Origin of the sequence: Bradyrhizobium manausense (genome assembly GCF_018130615.1) — a bacterium.
GTDB classification, from domain to species: domain Bacteria; phylum Pseudomonadota; class Alphaproteobacteria; order Rhizobiales; family Xanthobacteraceae; genus Bradyrhizobium; species Bradyrhizobium manausense_A.
The window spans coordinates 256,024-273,064 of sequence record NZ_JAFCKB010000001.1 but is presented as its reverse complement, the minus strand read 5'-3'; the positions used below and the strand labels follow the sequence as shown (position 1 = coordinate 273,064).

Below are 17,041 nucleotides of genomic sequence, written 5' to 3'. Positions count from 1 at the left end.
TGTTATCGTTTGCGCGCTCAGTCGGTAAATTCGGCACCGAACTCGCAGCCGATGCGCCAGCGCAGGCGGCACTGACGCGAATAGTCCGGCGCGAAGATGATGGTGAATTGCGGCGGCACTTCCAGAAACTCCGCCACGACCTTCACGCCACCGTCGGAGATATCCGTGATCGTGCAGTCCCGTGGCAACGAGCCCGCGCCGAAATGAATCTTGGCAAGCCGGCTGCACACCCGTCGTTCGCTTCTGCGGCGATTTGCAAGCATTTTGAATTCTTCACCCGTTAGATCACGGCCCATCCCGCACCTCTAGGAGTAGCGGACATTCGTTGGAATGTGCTGAGGAGAGCCGCTCGCATTCGAGGCGTAGTGTCGGGACCCTGTTTACGATTGGTTAGGGGGTGCGACCCCCCTCATTTTCGTTCCCGTATTGTTCTTGTCAGGGTTATCTCCGTCTGCTACCCTCGATTGTGCGAGGGGGCAGGCATGGTTCAGCGGGTTTCGACAGTCGCCTTTGAGGGGATCGAGGCCCGCGCGGTCGACGTGCAGGTGCAGGTTGCGCCCGGCCTGCCGGCGTTCGCCATCGTAGGGCTTCCCGACAAGGCGGTGTCGGAGGCGCGCGAGCGGGTCCGCTCGGCACTGATCGCTTCGGGACTGGCGCTGCCGGCGCGGCGGATCACCGTCAATCTCGCGCCCGCCGACCTGCCGAAGGAAGGTAGCCATTACGACCTGCCGATTGCGCTCGGGCTGATGGCGGCGATCGGCGCCATCCCGCCGGATGCGCTGACCGGCTTCACCGTGCTCGGCGAACTCGGCCTCGACGGCTCGATCGCACCCGTCGCCGGCGTTCTTCCCGCCGCGTTCGGTGCCAATGTGCGCGAGGAAGGCTTGATCTGCCCCGCCGCCTGCGGCTCGGAAGCGGCCTGGGCGAGCCCGGACATCCAGATCGTCGCCGCGCATTCGCTGATTCAGATCGCCAATCATTTCAAAGGCACGCAAGTGCTGTCGCGGCCCGTGCCGAAAGTCCACGAGGCAGCCGCGTCGCCGCTCGATCTGCGCGACATCAAGGGCCAGGAGAGCGCCAAGCGCGCGCTGGAGATCGCGGCCGCCGGCGGCCATCACCTCCTGATGATCGGCGCGCCGGGGGCCGGCAAATCGATGCTGGCGGCACGCCTGCCCTCGATCCTGCCGCCGCTGTCGCCGAGCGAATTGCTCGAAGTCTCGATGATCGCCTCCGTTGCCGGCGAGATCGAAGGTGGCGCGCTGACCTCGCGGCGACCGTTCCGCTCACCGCATCATTCCGCCAGCATGGCCGCGCTCACCGGCGGCGGCATGCGGGCAAAGCCCGGCGAGATTTCGCTGGCGCATCAGGGCGTGCTGTTCCTCGACGAGCTGCCGGAATTCGAACCGCGCGTGCTGGATTCGCTGCGCCAGCCCTTGGAGAACGGCGAGGTCTCGGTCTCCCGCGCCAACCACCGCGTGACTTATCCGGCGCGCTTCATGCTGGTCGCGGCGATGAATCCCTGTCGCTGCGGCAATGCGTTCGAGCCCGGCTATGCCTGCAAGCGCGGCCGCGTCGACCGCTGCACCGGCGACTACCAGGCACGCATCTCCGGTCCGTTGATGGATCGCATTGATCTGCGCATCGAAGTCCCAGCCGTGACCGCGGCGGACCTGATCCTGCCGCCGCCGACGGAAGGCTCGGCCGAAGTCGCCGCGCGCGTCGCAGCGGCGCGCGACATCCAGCTCGCGCGCTACGCCAATGCAGGCCTGCCGCGGGTCCGCACCAATGCCGAGGCGCCGGCATCCGTGCTGGAAGACATCGCTAAGCCGGACGCGCAGGGACAAAAGCTGCTGCGCGACGCCGCCGAGACCATGCGGCTGTCGGCGCGCGGCTATCATCGCGTGCTGCGGGTGGCGCGCACGCTCGCCGACCTCGACGGCACCGAGAAGATCGGTCGGCTGCATCTCGCCGAAGCACTGTCCTACCGCGCACTCGCAGAGGATGTACGCCAGCTGGCGTGATGTGAACGCGCATCAACCCGGCGGTAACGAGTTTCCTTTACGCTCTGCAAACCATAAGGCCCACAAGTTCCAGTAAGGGCCCGGCGAGTAGCGTGTCATGTTGCGTTTCAAGATCCTGGCCTCGGTGGTTCCCCTGTTGGCGGCTGCGGTGTTCGCCCGCGGCGAGATCGGATCGGTCTCGCATCCCTGCATCGCCCTCGGCGATACCTCGGTCGAGCTGACATCCCTGTTCTGGACGGCCGGTGTCCATGTCGCCTTCACCGACGATCCATCGCGGGCCACGGTGCGGGTTCAGATCACCGACGATGCGGATGCCGCGGACTTCGCGGTGGTGGACGATGGTCTCGGCTCCGAAACCGAGTCCTGCCAAGCGAATCCGGCGACACGTCTCGTCACGATTGCCGCGCAGCCGGTCGACGGTGGCCCCGTCATCTATCTCTCCACCGATGGCCCGGCCGATTACCGCATCTTTGTGCGCTCGAAAACGTTCTCGCAGCGCGAGGCCGCGGCGCTGATCGTCGGCGCCCATGGCGGTCGTCGCCCACTCCCCCTCCAGGCTGCCTCGCTCTGACGCGTTAACACCCCGTCAACCCTGTTTGGAGGCCGCTGCAAGGTCTCAAGCTGTTCGCAAGGTGGGGGAGACATCGTCGCACAAGGCGGCGGGTTTCTGTTCAAGAGTCGGGGTCGGTGGCGATGGGTCGGACGTTCCGGATCAAGGTGCGCATGCGCCGCTTCAGGCGACAGCACCCCCGAATTGCCTTCGCGATCCGCTCCTTCATGATCTTCTCGGCGACGTTCGGCGGCGCCTATGGCTTCGTCACCGGCAGCCGCGCGCCGAATTCAGGCTACGATCCCAACGCGTTTGCGATCGGCGCGAGCTTCCTGTTCGCGCTGGCCTGTCTTGGCCTTGCCACGCTCAGCATGCGGCTGCGCTTCGTCAACAAGCGGATGCGCAAGCTCGCCGCTCACAATGATGCGCTGATCGACCGCAATTGGGAGCTGAAGGAGGCCGAAGAGCGGGCCCGCAACCTGTTCGAATCACAGGGCGACCTGATCGTGCTGCGCGACCATCAGGGCCGCATCACCTTCGTCAATGACGCCTATTGCGCGCTGGCCGGACAGGCGCGCAGAGCGCTGGTCGGCACGCGGTTTGACTTCGACGTGCTGGAGCAGGGCGACAGCGCGCGCGAGAGCAACGGCACGCGCATCCACGACCAGCGGATCTCCACTCCACTCGGCGCGCGCTGGATCGCCTGGCGCGAGGGGTTTGTGCGACACGATGCCGGCCAGCCCGCCGAACTGCAGAGCGTCGGACGCGACGTCACCGACCGCACCGAGACTGAACGCGCGTTATCGGACGCCCGCGACCAGGCCGACGCCGCCAACCGCGCCAAATCCCGCTTCCTCGCGATGGCCTCGCACGAGATCCGCACGCCCCTGAACGGCATCATCGGCATGGGTGGGCTCTTGCTCGACACCACCCTGACGCCGGAACAGACGACCTACGCCCGGGCCGTGAAGACCTCCGGCGAAGCGCTGATGGCGTTGATCGAGGAACTGCTCGACTATTCCAAGATCGAAGCCGGCAAGCTCGATCTCGACCAGCGTCCCTTTGCACTCTCGACCCTGATCGAGGAAATTACCGAGCTGCTGGCGCCGCGCGCGCAGGCCAAGAAGCTCGAGATCGCGGCCTATGTCGACGAGCGATTGCCGCTCGAGGTCACAGGTGATGCCGCCCGGCTGCGCCAGGTGCTGCTCAATCTCGCCGGCAACGCCATCAAATTCACCGCGACCGGCGGCGTGGCCCTCATCGTCGAGCCCGGCATCTGGCCGAACCAGATCAGCTTTCTGGTGCGCGACACCGGCATCGGGATCGCGCCCGAGGCGCAATCGCGCATCTTCCGCGAATTCGAGCAGGCCGACGACCGCGTCGCCCGCACCTATGGCGGCACCGGGCTTGGCCTTGCCATCAGCGAACGCATCGTCAAGCGCATGGGCGGGCGCATCACGCTGGAGAGCGAGCCCGGCAGAGGCTCGACCTTCGAGGTCGCAATTCCGCTCGCGCCCTCGCAAGGCCACGCTGGACAAACGACGTTCCCGAGTCCGGACCTCGCCGGCAAGTCGATCCTGCTGGTGGCCGGCGGCATCGAAGCGTCCCTGATCGCGCGACGGCTGGAACGCTGGGGTGCCCAGACCTGCCTGGCCGCGGATGCGGCCGTGGCCGAGGCGCTGCTGCCGGAGCGCTCCTGGCATGCGGTGCTGATCGACCGCGCACTCGGTGCGTCACTCACCGATCGCCTGGGCGAAGTCGCCCGCGCCCACGCGACGCAGCGGCTCGTGCTGCTGACGCCGAGCTCGCGTCACGACAAGCTCTCACCAGCCTTCACCGGCTTCCTGGTGAAGCCGCTGCGCGCAGCCTCGCTCGCCGCGCGCCTGGCGCTGACGCCGGACGTCCCCTCGCCCGATCTCGCGCCGGAGCCTGTCGAGCCGGCTGCGGTCAAAACGTCCCCTGGGGGCCTCTCGATCCTCGTCGCCGAAGACAACGAGATCAATGCGCTGCTGATGCGATCGCTGCTGACCAAGCTTGGCCATCGCGTCGTCCTCGCGGTCCATGGCGAGGCTGCGCTGGAATCCTGGCTCGCGGCCAACTCCGCGGGCACGCCCTATGACCTGGTTTTGATGGACATCCAGATGCCGGAGCTCGACGGCATCGAAGCCACAAAACGCATCCGCGCCCACGAGGCCGCCACCGGCCGTCACCGCACGCCGATCCTGGCGCTCACCGCGAACACGCTGGTGGAAGATCGCTACGCTTGCTTCGAAGCCGGGATGAACGGATTTCTGGTCAAGCCGCTCGATCGCGAGAAGCTGGACGAAGCGCTGGCGGGGCTTGCGTCGTCAAGGCAGATCGCGGTGTAGGAAGGTCTTTCCGCCGTCATTGCGGGGAGCCCTTGCGACGAAGCAATCCAGACTGCCTCCGCGGAAAGACTCCGGATTGCTTCGCTGCGCTCGCAATGACGATGTGGGTGCAACCGTGCTCCACCCTCCGAGACTGATGCCTACAACCTTCTGAGCGCTACGCTCTCCACCGCATGGTCCGCGCCCTTCTTCAGGATCAGCGTCGCGCGGGGCCGCGTCGGCAAGATGTTATCCTCGAGATTGGCGAGGTTGGTGCGCTCCCAGATCGCGGTGGCCGTGGCGGTGGCCTCATCGTCCGACAACAGCGCATAGCGGTTGAAGTAGGATTTTGGATTGGTGAACGCGGTATCGCGCAGCGCCAGGAAGCGCTTGATGTACCAGCGCCGCAGCGCCGCCTCGTCGGCATCGATATAGACCGAGAAGTCGAAGAAGTCGGAGACCACGGGCACCGCCTTGCCGTCACGCGGCAGCTTGCCGGTCTGCAGCACATTGACGCCCTCGACGATCAGGATATCGGGCTGGTCGATCTCGGCCCATTCGTTCGGCACGATGTCGTAGGTCAGATGCGAATAGACCGGCGAGCGCACATGGCGGCGGCCCGACTTGATGTCGGACAGGAAGTTCAGCAGCAGCGGCAGGTCGTAGCTCTCCGGAAAGCCCTTCTTCTGCAGGATGCCTTGCTGCTCGAGCAGGGCCTTCGGGTAAAGAAATCCGTCGGTGGTGATCAGCTCGACCTTCGGCCGCGGCGACCAGCGCGCCAGCAGCGCCTGGAGCACGCGGGCCGTGGTGGACTTTCCAACCGCAACCGAGCCGGCGACGCCGATGATGTAAGGCATCTTGCGGTCACGGATGTTGAGGAACTGGCGTTCCGCGTAATACAGGCGCTGCATCGCATCGACATAGATCGAGAGCAGGCGCGACAGCGGCAGATAGATGTCCTCGACCTCCTTGAGATCGAGCCGGTCGTGCAGCGAGCGCAACCGGTCGAACTCGCCGGGCTCCAGCGTCATCGGTGTATCGTCACGCAGTCGCGCCCACTCTTCGCGCGAATAGACGCGGTATGGATTATATTGCTGCTCGGGTGCGCGGATATCCATGACGCGACTTACTCCGTTAAGAGGACGACAGCATGATCCGGAAACGTGTGACGCGGTTTTCCGAACAGATCATGCTCAAACAAACCCTCTAGCTGCCGCTCTTGCGAGACGCTTTCTCTTCCAACCCAGACATATTCGTGCGCTTGTCCAGCGCCGCTTCCACTTCTTCTAGTTTTACGCCGCGCGCCTTGAGCAGCACAAGGAAGTGATAGAGCAGGTCGGCACCCTCGGCGATCAGATGCGCGCGATCGTTTTCGACTGCTGCGATTACGGTTTCGACTGCTTCCTCACCGAACTTCTTGGCGCAATGTTCGGCGCCCTTGTCGAGAAGCTTGCGGGTATAGGAGGCCTCGCCACCGGAGGCCGCGCGGGCATCGATGGTCTCGGCGAGATCGTGGATGGTGAAACGCGGCATACGGAATACTCAGAAACATAAGCCTAGAAGCCCGCAGGCCTCTTTCTAGCATTATTCAGAACGGGAGTCGTCAGGCATCCAGGCGCATGGGCAGTCCGCGCCGGGCCATGTGCTCCTTGGCTTCGCGGATGGTGAACTCCCCGAAATGGAAGATCGAAGCCGCCAGCACGGCGGTGGCACGCCCATCCCGGATCCCGTCGACGAGGTGGTCGAGATTGCCGACGCCGCCCGAGGCAATCACGGGAACGGGGACGCTGTCGGCGATCGCCCGGGTCAGCGGGATGTCAAAGCCCTGCCGCGTGCCGTCGCGGTCCATCGAGGTGAGCAGGATTTCACCCGCCCCGAGCGAGACCACTTCCTGGGCATATTCGATGGCGTCGATGCCGGTCGAGTTGCGGCCGCCATGGGTGAAAATCTCCCAGCGATCGCCGCCCGGGCGCTTGACCCGCTTGGCGTCGATCGCGACGACGACGCACTGCTCGCCGAACTTCTCGGCAGCTTCCTTGACGAACTCGCGCCGCGACACCGCGGCGCTGTTGATCGAGACCTTGTCGGCGCCGGCGCGCAGCAGCGTCTTGATGTCGTTGACCTCGCGCACCCCGCCGCCGACGGTCACCGGCATGAAGCAGGCCTCCGCGGTGCGCCGGACCACGTCCAGCATGATGCCGCGGTTCTCATGGGTCGCGGTGATGTCGAGGAAGGTCAGCTCGTCGGCGCCGGCGGCATCATAGGCGATCGCGGCTTCGACGGGATCGCCGGCATCCCTGAGGTCGACGAAGTTGACGCCCTTGACGACGCGGCCGTCCTTGACGTCGAGGCAGGGGATCACGCGCACCTTGAACATGTGTCAGCTCCCAGGCGCGCGTGCATCGCGGATCAAGGTGAGGGCGGCAGCCGGATCGAGCCGGCCGTCGTAGAGCGCGCGGCCGGCGATCGCACCGGCGAGCTTTTTCGCCCGCGGCGTCAGCATCGCCTTCACGTCCTCGATCGAGGCAAGACCGCCGGAGGCAATCACGGGAATCGAGATGGCGTCGGCAAGCGCGATGGTCGCGTCCAGGTTCAGGCCTTTCAGCAGGCCGTCGCGCGCGATGTCGGTGAAGATGATGGCGGCAACACCGGCATCCTCGAACCGCTTTGCGATCTCGAGCACCGTGACTTGCGACGTCTCGGCCCAGCCTTCGACGGCGACCTTGCCGTCACGGGCGTCGAGGCCGACCGCAACACGGCCGGGGAATTTCTTCGCCGCGGCCTTCACCAGCTCCGGATCGCGCACCGCGGCCGTGCCGATGATGACGCGAGTGATGCCCTTCTCCAGCCAGGCTTCGACGGTCGCGAGATCGCGAATGCCGCCGCCGAGCTGCACCGGGATCTTGATCGTCTTCAGCATCGCCTCGACGGCCGGCGCATTCACCGGCTTGCCGGCGAAGGCGCCGTCGAGATCGACGACGTGGAGATACTCAAAGCCCTGCTCGGCGAAGCTCTGCGCCTGCGCGGCTGGATTGAGGTTGAACACGGTCGCGCGCGCCATGTCGCCTTGCTCGAGGCGCACGCACTGGCCGGTCTTGAGGTCGATGGCAGGAAAGAGAATCACGGTTTCCATCGCAAAAAGTTCGAGATCAGGGCCAGGCCAAAACGCTGGCTCTTCTCGGGGTGAAACTGCGTGCCGATGGCGGTGTCTTTCGCGACGATCGCGGTGACGGGACCACCATAGTCGGCGCGCGCGAGCACGTCCGCTTCATGGGCGGCGTTGAGGTGATAGGAGTGCACGAAATAAGCGTGCTGGCCCTTGGGGCCGAGCGACAGCTTGTTCAGCACCGGATGCTCCTTCAGCACGTCGAGCGTATTCCAGCCCATGTGCGGAATCTTCAGGCTCTCGTCGCGCGGCGTGATCTTCTCGACGTCGCCGCCGATCCAGTTCAGCCCTTCGGTGACCACGTGTTCCTTGCCGCGGCTCGCCATCAGCTGCATGCCGACGCAGATGCCGAAGAACGGCCGCGCCTTGACGCGCACGGCTTCGGTGATCGCTTCGACCATGCCGTTGACGGCATCGAGACCGCGCCGGCAATCGGCGAAGGCGCCGACGCCCGGCAACACCAGACGGTCGGCGCTGTAGGCCTGGTCCGGATCGCTGGTGACGAACACCTTCTGCGGATTCTCCAGGCTGCGCGCGGCACGCTCAAACGCCTTGGCGGCGGAATGCAGATTCCCGGAACCGTAATCGATGATGGCGACGCTCATCTTGACCCTCCCGGTTCTGGAAATAATCCAATGATGCCGCCGGCCGGAATCGGCGGCGGATTCGAAAATTGCTGACCCGGCACGTTGCGGGTCGGCGGCGGGCCGCCGCGATCGACGGCCCATTGATCGTTGACGATGCCGCGTTGCTTCTGGCTCCAGCGCTCGAAGAAGCGCCGCTCGGCGGTATCCTCATCATCGGCGACGACGACGTCGAGCTGCCGCCACTTGCCGCGCGACAGCGTCCAGCGGCGCAGGCTCGAGGCCTCGAACCCCATCAGCAGGGCGACGATGACGTTGGCGAAGAAGATCGATCTGCGGCCGACGCCGAGGCTATGCAGCCCCGCATCGAACGCGGCGAGAAAGACGATCCAGCCGATCAGGGCGAGCCAAAGCCTGTTCCAGAGCAGCCAGACCGGGCCGAAGATCATCGCCCAGAAATGGAAGCCGTCGCGCACGAACACGAACTTGTCGGTCGCGCGCAGATCGGCCCCGCCTGGGGTAGGAGCATGAACTGTGTAGACAGGCATTTTCGATGCCCCGTGCTCGAGAATTGAGTAGATAGCCGCAGGCAACGCCTGGCCACCAAGACGGGATGTCAGCCGCCGAGCGAGCCCTTGGTGGACGGGATCTCGCCCGCCGCCTTGGGATCGATCGCAACGGCGGTGCGCAGCGCCCGCGCCAGGCCCTTGAAGCAGGACTCGGCGATATGGTGGCTGTTATCGCCATATAAGGTCTCGACGTGCAGAGTCACGCCGGCGTTGATGGCGAAGGCCTGGAACCACTCACGCACCAGCTCGGTGTCGAACTCACCGATCTTGTCGCGGGGGAAGTCGGCCTTGAACACCAGGAACGGGCGGCCCGAAATGTCGATGACCACGCGCGACAGCGTCTCGTCCATGGGCATGTGCACGCCGGCGTAGCGGGTGATGCCCGCCATGTTGCCGAGCGCCTGCTTGACCGCCTGGCCGAGCGCGATGCCGGTGTCTTCGGTGGTATGGTGATAGTCAATGTGCAGATCGCCCACCGCCTTGACCGTGAGGTCGATGCGGGAATGGCGGGCGAGGAGATCGAGCATATGGTCGAAAAAGCCGATGCCGGTCGCAATATTGGCCACGCCGGTGCCATCGAGGTTCACGGAGACCTCGATGTCGGTTTCCTTGGTCTTGCGCTTGATCGTCGCGGTGCGCATTGAAAGCTGGTTTCCATCCTGGCTTGAGGGCCGAAAACGGCGGTCTTTTAACAGTCAAATGACGCCTTCGCTACTGCGGGAACGGCTGGCCGGCCTCTACTTCTGCCTATGGTGAGCGAATTTGAGGCCGGAACGGTCCGTTGTGCGCCAGTTGTCCCTTTGGCCCCGACCGCCTAAATCAGGCCGGACAACGAGGGTTATGATGCAAGATTCCCAGAACAGCTCGCCGGTCTGGCACGGCACCACGATTTTGACGGTCCGCAAGGGTGGCAGGGTGGTGATCGGCGGCGACGGCCAGGTCTCGATCGGCCAGACCGTGATCAAATCCAACGCCAAAAAGGTCCGGAAACTCGGCAAGGGCGACGTGATCGGCGGCTTTGCCGGCGCCACGGCCGACGCCTTCACGCTGTTTGAGCGGTTGGAATCCAAGCTCGAGCAGTACCCGGGGCAGCTGACCCGGGCGGCCGTGGAGCTCGCCAAGGACTGGCGCACCGACCGTTACCTCCGCCGGCTGGAGGCCATGATGATCGTGGCCGACAAGGACGTCTCGCTGGTGCTGACTGGCACCGGCGACGTGCTCGAGCCCGAGGCTGGCGTGATGGCGATCGGCTCCGGCGGCAATTACGCGCTGGCCGCGGCCCGCGCCCTGATCGACACCGACAAGGACGCCGAGACCATCGTCCGCCGCTCGCTCGACATCGCCGCCGACATCTGCGTCTACACCAACCGCAACGTCACCATCGAAGCGCTGACGGCCGGATAGAGGATCCAACTGTGGATGAACAGTGTAGCCCCGGTCTCGGTCTAACCTCTCCCGCCTGCGGGAGAGGTCGACGCGCAGCGTCGGGTGAGGGCTCTCGCCTCTTGGGGGTTCTCGCGAGTGGAGACACCCTCTCCCCAACCCTCTCCCGCAAGCGGGAGAGGGAGCACACTGCCGCTTGGGCATGACGCTCCCGCCCGCCAAGAGCGCCAGGACGGCGACCCCCGCTACCTATTGGGTCGGCATCGCGCTGCTGTTGCTGGCGCTGCAGGCCTCGATCCTGTTTGCGATGGGGCGGGTGCCGATCTGCACCTGCGGCTACGTCAAGCTCTGGCACGGCGTGGTGAACAGCTCGGAGAACTCCCAGCACATCGCCGACTGGTACAGTTTTTCGCATGTGCTGCACGGCTTCCTGTTCTACGGGCTGACGTGGCTGTTGTTCTCGCGGCGCTTAACCTGGCCCGCACGGCTGATCATCGCGATGCTGATCGAGGGCGCGTGGGAGATCGTCGAGAACTCGCCGTTCATCATCGAGCGTTACCGCGCCGGCACGATCTCGCTGGATTATTTCGGCGACAGCATCGTCAACTCGGTGTCGGACACGCTGTTCATGGTGCTGGGGTTCCTCACCGCGCGCGTGCTGCCTGTCGCAGCGACCGTCACGCTTGGCCTTGCCTTCGAGATCATGCTGGCGCTGCACATTCGCGACAATCTGACGCTCAACGTCCTGATGCTCATCCATCCAATCGAGGCCGTGAAGCAATGGCAATCCGGTCCGCCGATCATTTGACGACCCAAAAAAGCGGCTTGTCCCAGCCGGCTTCCAATCCTAGCTAAGGTCCCATGACAGACTTCTCTCCCCGTGAAATCGTTTCCGAACTCGACCGTTTCATCGTCGGCCAGGCCGACGCCAAGCGCGCCGTCTCGATCGCGCTGCGCAACCGCTGGCGCCGGCAGCAGCTCACCGGCTCCTTGCGCGAGGAAGTGCTGCCGAAGAACATCCTGATGATCGGCCCGACCGGCGTCGGCAAAACCGAGATTGCACGACGATTGGCGAAACTGGCGAACGCGCCGTTCCTGAAGGTCGAGGCGACGAAGTTCACCGAGGTCGGCTATGTCGGCCGCGACGTCGAGCAGATCGTGCGCGATCTCGTCGAGGTCGCGATCGCCCAGGTGCGCGAGAAGAAGCGCAAGGACGTGCAGGCGCGGGCCCAGCTCGCAGCGGAAGAGCGCGTGCTCGATGCGCTGGTCGGCGCCAATGCCAGCTCGGCGACGCGCGAGTCGTTCCGCAAGAAGCTGCGCGCCGGCGAGCTCAACGACAAGGAAATCGAGATCGAGACCCAGTCGTCCGGCGGCGGCATGCCGATGTTCGAAATCCCGGGCATGCCGGGCGCGCAGATGGGCGCGATCTCGATCGGCGATATCTTTGGCAAGATGGGCGGCCGCAGCAAGACGCGGCGGCTGACGGTCGAGGGCTCGCACGAGATCCTCGTCAACGAGGAGTCCGACAAGCTGCTGGACACCGATCAGCTGACGCTGGAGGCGATCAGCGCGGTCGAGAACAACGGCATCGTGTTCCTCGACGAGATCGACAAGATCTGCGCCCGTGACGGCCGTGTCGGCGGCGACGTCTCGCGCGAGGGCGTGCAGCGCGATCTGCTGCCGCTGATCGAGGGCACCACGGTCTCGACCAAGCATGGCGCGGTGAAGACCGACCACATCCTGTTCATTGCCTCCGGCGCCTTCCACGTCGCCAAGCCGTCCGACCTGTTGCCGGAATTGCAGGGCCGCCTGCCGATCCGCGTCGAGCTGCAGGCGCTGACCCGCGACGACATGCGCCGCATCCTGACCGAGCCCGAGGCCTCGCTGATCAAGCAATACGTCGCGCTGATGCAGACCGAGGGCGTCACGCTAGACATCACCGACGACGCCGTCGACGCGCTGGCCGACGTCGCGGTCGCCGTCAATTCCACCGTCGAGAACATCGGCGCAAGGCGGCTGCAGACCGTGATGGAGCGGGTGCTGGACGAGATCTCCTTCACCGCCCCCGACCGCAACGGCGAGACCGTCCGGGTCGATGCCGATTTCGTCCAGAAGCACGTCGGCGACCTCGCCAAGAACGCGGATTTGAGCCGGTTTATTTTGTAATTTCGGGCTGCCGCGCTATTGATTCCGGCGTCGTCCCGGCGAAGGCCGGGACCAATACTCCCTGACGGTCATTGTAGAAAATATAGCGGCCCCAGCGTTGCCTCAAAACGAACATTCGTGGTTATGGGTCCCGGCCTTCGCCGGGACGACGGCGGAGTGTGGCGCGCCGCTGGTGCCACATGCTCGCTAGCGTCCAGAAAAACCCCTGGCGGCTGCTGCTCGCGATCAACGTGGCGGTCATCGTCGGCGTGTTCATTCACAAGATCAAGCTGCCGCCCTACGTCCCCTACGTCCACCTCCTCGTTGACTACCATTTCGGCTTCATCAAGCGCGCGCTGATCGGGGCGATCGTGGCGCTGTTCACGGCCAGGGTGCCGGTCTGGCTGGTGTTCGCACTCGGCGGGACGACGTGGCTGATAACGCTCGGGCTCTACGCAAGACTGTTTCAGAAGACGTTCGGCTTCACGCAAAAGACGCTGCCGCTGTTCGTCTTCATCGCGGGCTCGCCGTTCTTCCTGAAAAACTTCATGCACACGCTCGGCCATTTCGACATCTATGGCTGCGCGCTGGCGATCATCCTGCTGCTGATGCCGGCGGGCTCGTTGCTGTTCGTGGCGACGGCCGCGCTGTTCTCGATCATTCTCGTCCTGATCCACCACATCCATCTGCTGATGTATGTGCCGACGGTCATCACCATCGTCGTGACCCGGCATTATTTCGCTCACGGCCTCAATCGCGGCAATCTCGTCGTCGGCATCATCGCCCTCGCCGCTGTTTCCGCGCTGTTCTTCGCCGCGCAATTCCTCGGAACGATGCCGATCCCGGAAGCCGATTTCGTCGCGTATCTGAAGACCCGGATGGTCGATCCCTCGCGCACCGATCTCCTGCAGTTCAGCTACATCTGGTACCAGCCGCTGGCGAAGGAGATTACGGACACCTGGGCCTGGCTGCCGCACAACAGCCTCGGCTTGCCCGTGTTTGCCCTGCTGATCTGGCTGCACGCGCCGCTGTGGCGCTATTTTGCGAAGCTGATCGGCGCGCTCGCAAGCGAGACCCACCGCAGGCTCGTCATCGCGGCCCTGGTCGGAATCAGCCTCGCCTATCTCGTGATGTTCGCGATGGTGTTCGACTATTCGCGCTGGATCTCGAACTGGGCCGTCTGCATGGTCCTGATCCTGCATGCCGTGAAGATGTTGCCGGCAAGACAGCAGGCAGCGCTGATCCCGGAGGGGGATCAGAAGACGAATGTCTTCGGCTTGATCATCACCCTGATCCCGCGCGTCGGGATCGTCCGGCCGTTTTAGATTTCACGATGTCGCGAAACGGCTGGTGCGCTCCCTCTCCCGCAAGCGGGAGAATCAAGAGGAGCCCGGAGCTAGCTCGGTCCGCTAAAACCGCGCCCGCCTGATCCGCACGTAAAGCGCGCCCTCGCCGCCGTGGCCGATGGCGGCCTCCTCGAACCCGACGACGAAGGCGCGAAACTCCGGCAGGCTCAGCCATTCCGGCACCTGGCGCCGGAGCACGCCGCTTTCGCCGCCGCTCCGTCCCTTGCCGGTGATGACGAGCACGAAGGTCAGGCCGTCGTGATGCGCGCGGTGCAGGAAACCGGTGAGAGCGCGATGGGCGCGCATCTGGGTCATGCCGTGCAGATCGAGCCGCGCCTCGATCTCGCTGCGGCCGCGCGACAGTTTTGTGCGCTCGCGCTTGCCGAGCGGGGCCAGCGGCGGGATCGCCGGCTTTGCGGGACGTAGGGCTGGCGCAGCAATCAAGGGCCGCGGCGACAGCGCGGGCTTGGCAATGGGCATTGCTGGCGCGGGCTCGGCGCGCGGCCCGCTGTGCAGCTTGGCCGTACGATGCTTTCGCAGCGGCTTGACCTGCCTTGCGACGAGCTCCCACAGCTCGCGGTCTTCGTCGGTGAGCACACGACGGCGCGGGGAGGGACGCGGAGGATCCAGCACGGGCGGACGGGACGATCGCTTCATTGCTGGTGGGAACGACTTTTCATGTGCCTGCGCGGTTCGCGGACAGGCTCTATCACAGGACGCGGCGCCGGCAACGGCACCGGGCCTGCGATGGCGACGGTCTCGCCCTTCGGGTCCTTGGCGGGATCGCTCTGCGGAAACAGCTTTGCGATCTTTTCCGACGGGCGCGGATCCGGCACCGGCAATCGCGCCGCGCGCAACGCCGGATCAAGGCTCTTCGGCACCAGCATCACAAAATGCATGGGGTGACGGAGCCGGCCCGAGACGCGGCCGGCGTCAGCACCGGCACCGAAATAGAGATCGGCGCGCGCGGGGCCGATGATGGCCGAGCCGGTATCCTGCGCGATCATCAGGCGATGGAACGGGGTTTTGGCGCGGTCGGACTCGATCGGCAGCTCACCCTCGATGAAGAACGGCGTGCCATAGACATGCAGCGATTTATCGACCGCGATCGAGCGGCCGGCTGTCAGCGGAATGCCCTGCGCCCCGACCGCCTCGTCCTTGTCGGAGAGATTGACCTCGCGGAAGAAGATGTAGGACCGGTTCTGGCGCCGCAGCTCCTTGGCACCGTCGGAGTTTTGGGCCATCCATTCCCTGATCTTCTGCATCGACATCTCTTCCTTCGGAATGATGCCGCGCTCGATCAGCACGCGCCCGACGGCGGTGTAGGGATAGCCGTTATAGGAATCGTAGTTGAGGCGGATGGTGCCGCCGTCGTCGAACTTGATCCGCGCCGAGCCCTGGATCTGGGCGAACAGAAGATCCGTCGGGTCCTTCAGCCAGGCGATCTCGAGACCGCGGCCGGCGATCTTGCCGTCCTCGATCTCGCCACGGTCGTAATAGGGCACGAGCTTGCGGCGGCCGATCTTGCGATAGACCGATCCCTTGTTCGGCAAGCTGACCGAGGCCTGATTGTAGCCGCGCACGAACAGGTTCGAGGGGCGGCGATAGACCGGGACGTTGTAGACCTCGGTCTGCGTGCGCGATCCCTCCAGCACCGGCTCGTAATAGCCGGTGACGAAACCATCGGGCTCGCCGAGACGCGAGATGCGCAGCGGCGAGAAATTGTCCTCGAAGAACGTTTTGGCTTTCGCGTCGTCGGTCAGATCGAGCGATTTGGCGGCCCTGCAGGGTTCGCTCAGCGAGCTGCCCAGAGCCTTGAGTTCAAGTGCCTTGGGCTCGGGCGCGCCGGTCTGCGCATTGATCGAACGGCAGCTGGCGCGAAAGGTCTTGTACGCCGCGAGATGGTCGTCGTCGCTCCAGCCCTTCACGTCAGCCCAGATCAGCGGCAGATATTGCGCAGCGGGAATTTCGAACGGAAGAGGGAGCTGCGGATAGGGCAAGGCCCGCGGAGGAACCGCAGCCACATCGGGCAGGTGATGATAATGGCTGCGGTAGTGGCGCCGCGCAGCCTCGGCGCCAAGCGAAAAAGAAGCCAGCACGACGAGACCTGCGCAAAGCGCGGTCGCGCTGTTCTTCAGAAGGATCTTAATTCGCGCTTCCGGTGCCAACCAGCTTCCAGTTCGGATCGCGAGAGGTGGTGTCGCGGGCGAAAGTCCAGATGTCGGTAATGTCGGCGACCTTGTCGGCGTTGCCGTCGACGATGTTGCCGGCCTTGTCACGGGTGACCGAGATCATCTGCGAGACGAAGCGCACGGTGAGCTGGGCCGTACGGTCGCGCAGCTCGGCGCCCACGAGCTCGGCCTTGTCGATCGAGACGAAGCGCGTCTCGGTCTTCTGCTCGTTCTTCTCGCGGTCCTTGATCGCGGCGTCGAAGCTCTCATAGACCTCGGACGACAAGAGGTCGCGCAATGCGCGGCGATCGCCATTGGCAAAGGCCAGCACGATCATCTCATAGGCACCGCGGGCGCCTGAGATGAAATGGCGCGGATCGAAGGTGGAATCCTTGTCGACGATGGCATCGAGACCCTGGGCCAGCGCGGTGCCCGGCTCGGTCAGGCCCTTCCAGCGGTCGGAGGGCGGGGCCGGCTCGGCGGTCGGCGCCAACGGCGGCTGGTCGATCACCTTGCCCGGCATAGTCACGACGTTCTTGTCCGGGGCACTCCCGAGCGCATTGCGCGCCGTGCGGTCGAACGGCGGCCGCTCATTGCCGGTCCGTTGTCCCAACACGCTGCGCAGCCGCAGGAAGATAAAGACCGCCAGCGCAAGGAAGATGATGGTGTAGATGTCCACGTCGTATCGCTTTCTGGTCTTTACTCAGGTCTGCTTTGGGGTCGTTGCCGGGAAAATCAATCCGGCCAGTAGACCGTTC

The 17,041-nt window shown here is 64.8% G+C and carries 18 protein-coding genes; 7 read left to right on the top strand and 11 right to left on the bottom strand.

Annotated features, from left to right (window positions below):
* Positions 1-17 precede the first annotated feature (17 nt).
* The gene (locus tag JQ587_RS01315; protein ID WP_011083489.1) at positions 18-263 is read right to left on the bottom strand and encodes a PilZ domain-containing protein; all 246 of its coding nucleotides are present in this window, start codon (positions 261-263) and stop codon (positions 18-20) included.
* Between the two features lie 219 nt (positions 264-482).
* On the opposite strand from JQ587_RS01315, the gene JQ587_RS01310 reads away from it, so the two are divergent.
* The 3 genes from JQ587_RS01310 (at position 483) to JQ587_RS01300 (ending at position 4,940) form a co-directional block, all read left to right on the top strand.
* On the top strand, positions 483-2,021 hold the full coding sequence (locus JQ587_RS01310) for a YifB family Mg chelatase-like AAA ATPase (RefSeq protein WP_212424184.1): 1,539 nt from the start codon (positions 483-485) through the stop codon (positions 2,019-2,021).
* Positions 2,022-2,118: 97 nt separating this feature from the next.
* On the top strand, positions 2,119-2,592 hold the full coding sequence (locus tag JQ587_RS01305; RefSeq protein ID WP_212301908.1) for a hypothetical protein: 474 nt from the start codon (positions 2,119-2,121) through the stop codon (positions 2,590-2,592).
* Between the two features lie 122 nt (positions 2,593-2,714).
* Positions 2,715-4,940, top strand: coding sequence for a PAS domain-containing hybrid sensor histidine kinase/response regulator (locus JQ587_RS01300; RefSeq protein WP_212424183.1), 2,226 nt, complete (start codon positions 2,715-2,717; stop codon positions 4,938-4,940).
* A gap of 140 nt (positions 4,941-5,080) precedes the next feature.
* Here JQ587_RS01300 and coaA read toward each other — a convergent pair whose 3' ends face one another.
* From coaA to hisB, 7 genes are all read right to left on the bottom strand, one after another.
* A complete protein-coding gene (coaA, locus tag JQ587_RS01295; RefSeq protein ID WP_212301906.1) occupies positions 5,081-6,037 on the bottom strand; it encodes a type I pantothenate kinase in 957 nt (318 codons plus the stop codon).
* An 88-nt stretch (positions 6,038-6,125) separates the two neighbouring features.
* Positions 6,126-6,452 carry a phosphoribosyl-ATP diphosphatase gene (locus tag JQ587_RS01290; protein ID WP_212301905.1) on the bottom strand — a complete coding sequence of 109 codons (327 nt, stop codon included), beginning with the start codon at positions 6,450-6,452 and terminating at the stop codon, positions 6,126-6,128.
* A gap of 70 nt (positions 6,453-6,522) precedes the next feature.
* On the bottom strand, positions 6,523-7,296 hold the full coding sequence (gene hisF / locus JQ587_RS01285; RefSeq protein ID WP_212301904.1) for an imidazole glycerol phosphate synthase subunit HisF: 774 nt from the start codon (positions 7,294-7,296) through the stop codon (positions 6,523-6,525).
* 3 nt (positions 7,297-7,299) lie between these two features.
* On the bottom strand, positions 7,300-8,043 hold the full coding sequence (hisA, locus tag JQ587_RS01280) for a 1-(5-phosphoribosyl)-5-[(5-phosphoribosylamino)methylideneamino]imidazole-4-carboxamide isomerase (RefSeq protein WP_212424182.1): 744 nt from the start codon (positions 8,041-8,043) through the stop codon (positions 7,300-7,302).
* Positions 8,040-8,690: an imidazole glycerol phosphate synthase subunit HisH gene (gene hisH, locus JQ587_RS01275; RefSeq protein WP_212301902.1), complete on the bottom strand. Its 651-nt coding sequence runs from the start codon at positions 8,688-8,690 to the stop codon at positions 8,040-8,042. The genes hisA and hisH overlap by 4 nt, the downstream gene beginning before the upstream one ends.
* Positions 8,687-9,217, bottom strand: a complete 531-nt coding sequence (locus tag JQ587_RS01270) for a DUF2628 domain-containing protein (protein ID WP_212424181.1) — start codon at positions 9,215-9,217, stop codon at positions 8,687-8,689. Before JQ587_RS01270 ends, hisH begins: the two co-directional genes overlap by 4 nt.
* A gap of 68 nt (positions 9,218-9,285) precedes the next feature.
* Positions 9,286-9,879: an imidazoleglycerol-phosphate dehydratase HisB gene (gene hisB / locus JQ587_RS01265; protein ID WP_027561673.1), complete on the bottom strand. Its 594-nt coding sequence runs from the start codon at positions 9,877-9,879 to the stop codon at positions 9,286-9,288.
* Positions 9,880-10,081: 202 nt separating this feature from the next.
* Here hisB and hslV point away from each other — a divergent pair, with 202 nt between their 5' ends.
* From hslV to JQ587_RS01245, 4 genes are all read left to right on the top strand, one after another.
* Positions 10,082-10,642, top strand: a complete 561-nt coding sequence (hslV, locus tag JQ587_RS01260; protein ID WP_212302145.1) for an ATP-dependent protease subunit HslV — start codon at positions 10,082-10,084, stop codon at positions 10,640-10,642.
* Positions 10,643-10,823: 181 nt separating this feature from the next.
* Positions 10,824-11,429, top strand: a complete 606-nt coding sequence (locus JQ587_RS01255; RefSeq protein ID WP_212302144.1) for a DUF2585 domain-containing protein — start codon at positions 10,824-10,826, stop codon at positions 11,427-11,429.
* Positions 11,430-11,482: 53 nt separating this feature from the next.
* On the top strand, positions 11,483-12,787 hold the full coding sequence (gene hslU, locus JQ587_RS01250) for an ATP-dependent protease ATPase subunit HslU (RefSeq protein WP_212424180.1): 1,305 nt from the start codon (positions 11,483-11,485) through the stop codon (positions 12,785-12,787).
* A gap of 179 nt (positions 12,788-12,966) precedes the next feature.
* Positions 12,967-14,091: a hypothetical protein gene (locus JQ587_RS01245; RefSeq protein WP_212424179.1), complete on the top strand. Its 1,125-nt coding sequence runs from the start codon at positions 12,967-12,969 to the stop codon at positions 14,089-14,091.
* Between the two features lie 84 nt (positions 14,092-14,175).
* On the opposite strand, the gene JQ587_RS01240 is transcribed toward JQ587_RS01245, so the two are convergent.
* From JQ587_RS01240 to JQ587_RS01230, 3 genes are read right to left on the bottom strand one after another with little or no spacing between them, the layout of a single operon-like run.
* Positions 14,176-14,769, bottom strand: coding sequence for a Smr/MutS family protein (locus JQ587_RS01240; protein ID WP_212424178.1), 594 nt, complete (start codon positions 14,767-14,769; stop codon positions 14,176-14,178).
* Positions 14,766-16,280: an MltA domain-containing protein gene (mltA, locus tag JQ587_RS01235; protein WP_212424177.1), complete on the bottom strand. Its 1,515-nt coding sequence runs from the start codon at positions 16,278-16,280 to the stop codon at positions 14,766-14,768. The genes JQ587_RS01240 and mltA overlap by 4 nt, the downstream gene beginning before the upstream one ends.
* Complete coding sequence (locus JQ587_RS01230; RefSeq protein WP_212424176.1) at positions 16,258-16,962, bottom strand: Tim44/TimA family putative adaptor protein; 705 nt, start codon at positions 16,960-16,962, stop codon at positions 16,258-16,260. The genes mltA and JQ587_RS01230 overlap by 23 nt, the downstream gene beginning before the upstream one ends.
* Positions 16,963-17,041 lie beyond the last annotated feature (79 nt).

Bases quoted from the DNA above. Each gene is read 5' to 3' on its own strand.
- JQ587_RS01315 (WP_011083489.1), bottom strand. From the start codon at position 263: ATGCTTGCAAATCGCCGCAGAAGCGAACGACGGGTGTGCAGCCGGCTT.
- JQ587_RS01310 (WP_212424184.1), top strand. From the start codon at position 483: ATGGTTCAGCGGGTTTCGACAGTCGCCTTTGAGGGGATCGAGGCCCGC.
- JQ587_RS01305 (WP_212301908.1), top strand. From the start codon at position 2,119: ATGTTGCGTTTCAAGATCCTGGCCTCGGTGGTTCCCCTGTTGGCGGCT.
- JQ587_RS01300 (WP_212424183.1), top strand. From the start codon at position 2,715: ATGGGTCGGACGTTCCGGATCAAGGTGCGCATGCGCCGCTTCAGGCGA.
- coaA (WP_212301906.1), bottom strand. From the start codon at position 6,037: ATGGATATCCGCGCACCCGAGCAGCAATATAATCCATACCGCGTCTAT.
- JQ587_RS01290 (WP_212301905.1), bottom strand. From the start codon at position 6,452: ATGCCGCGTTTCACCATCCACGATCTCGCCGAGACCATCGATGCCCGC.
- hisF (WP_212301904.1), bottom strand. From the start codon at position 7,296: ATGTTCAAGGTGCGCGTGATCCCCTGCCTCGACGTCAAGGACGGCCGC.
- hisH (WP_212301902.1), bottom strand. From the start codon at position 8,690: ATGAGCGTCGCCATCATCGATTACGGTTCCGGGAATCTGCATTCCGCC.
- JQ587_RS01270 (WP_212424181.1), bottom strand. From the start codon at position 9,217: ATGCCTGTCTACACAGTTCATGCTCCTACCCCAGGCGGGGCCGATCTG.
- hisB (WP_027561673.1), bottom strand. From the start codon at position 9,879: ATGCGCACCGCGACGATCAAGCGCAAGACCAAGGAAACCGACATCGAG.
- hslV (WP_212302145.1), top strand. From the start codon at position 10,082: ATGCAAGATTCCCAGAACAGCTCGCCGGTCTGGCACGGCACCACGATT.
- JQ587_RS01255 (WP_212302144.1), top strand. From the start codon at position 10,824: ATGACGCTCCCGCCCGCCAAGAGCGCCAGGACGGCGACCCCCGCTACC.
- hslU (WP_212424180.1), top strand. From the start codon at position 11,483: ATGACAGACTTCTCTCCCCGTGAAATCGTTTCCGAACTCGACCGTTTC.
- JQ587_RS01245 (WP_212424179.1), top strand. From the start codon at position 12,967: ATGCTCGCTAGCGTCCAGAAAAACCCCTGGCGGCTGCTGCTCGCGATC.
- JQ587_RS01240 (WP_212424178.1), bottom strand. From the start codon at position 14,769: ATGAAGCGATCGTCCCGTCCGCCCGTGCTGGATCCTCCGCGTCCCTCC.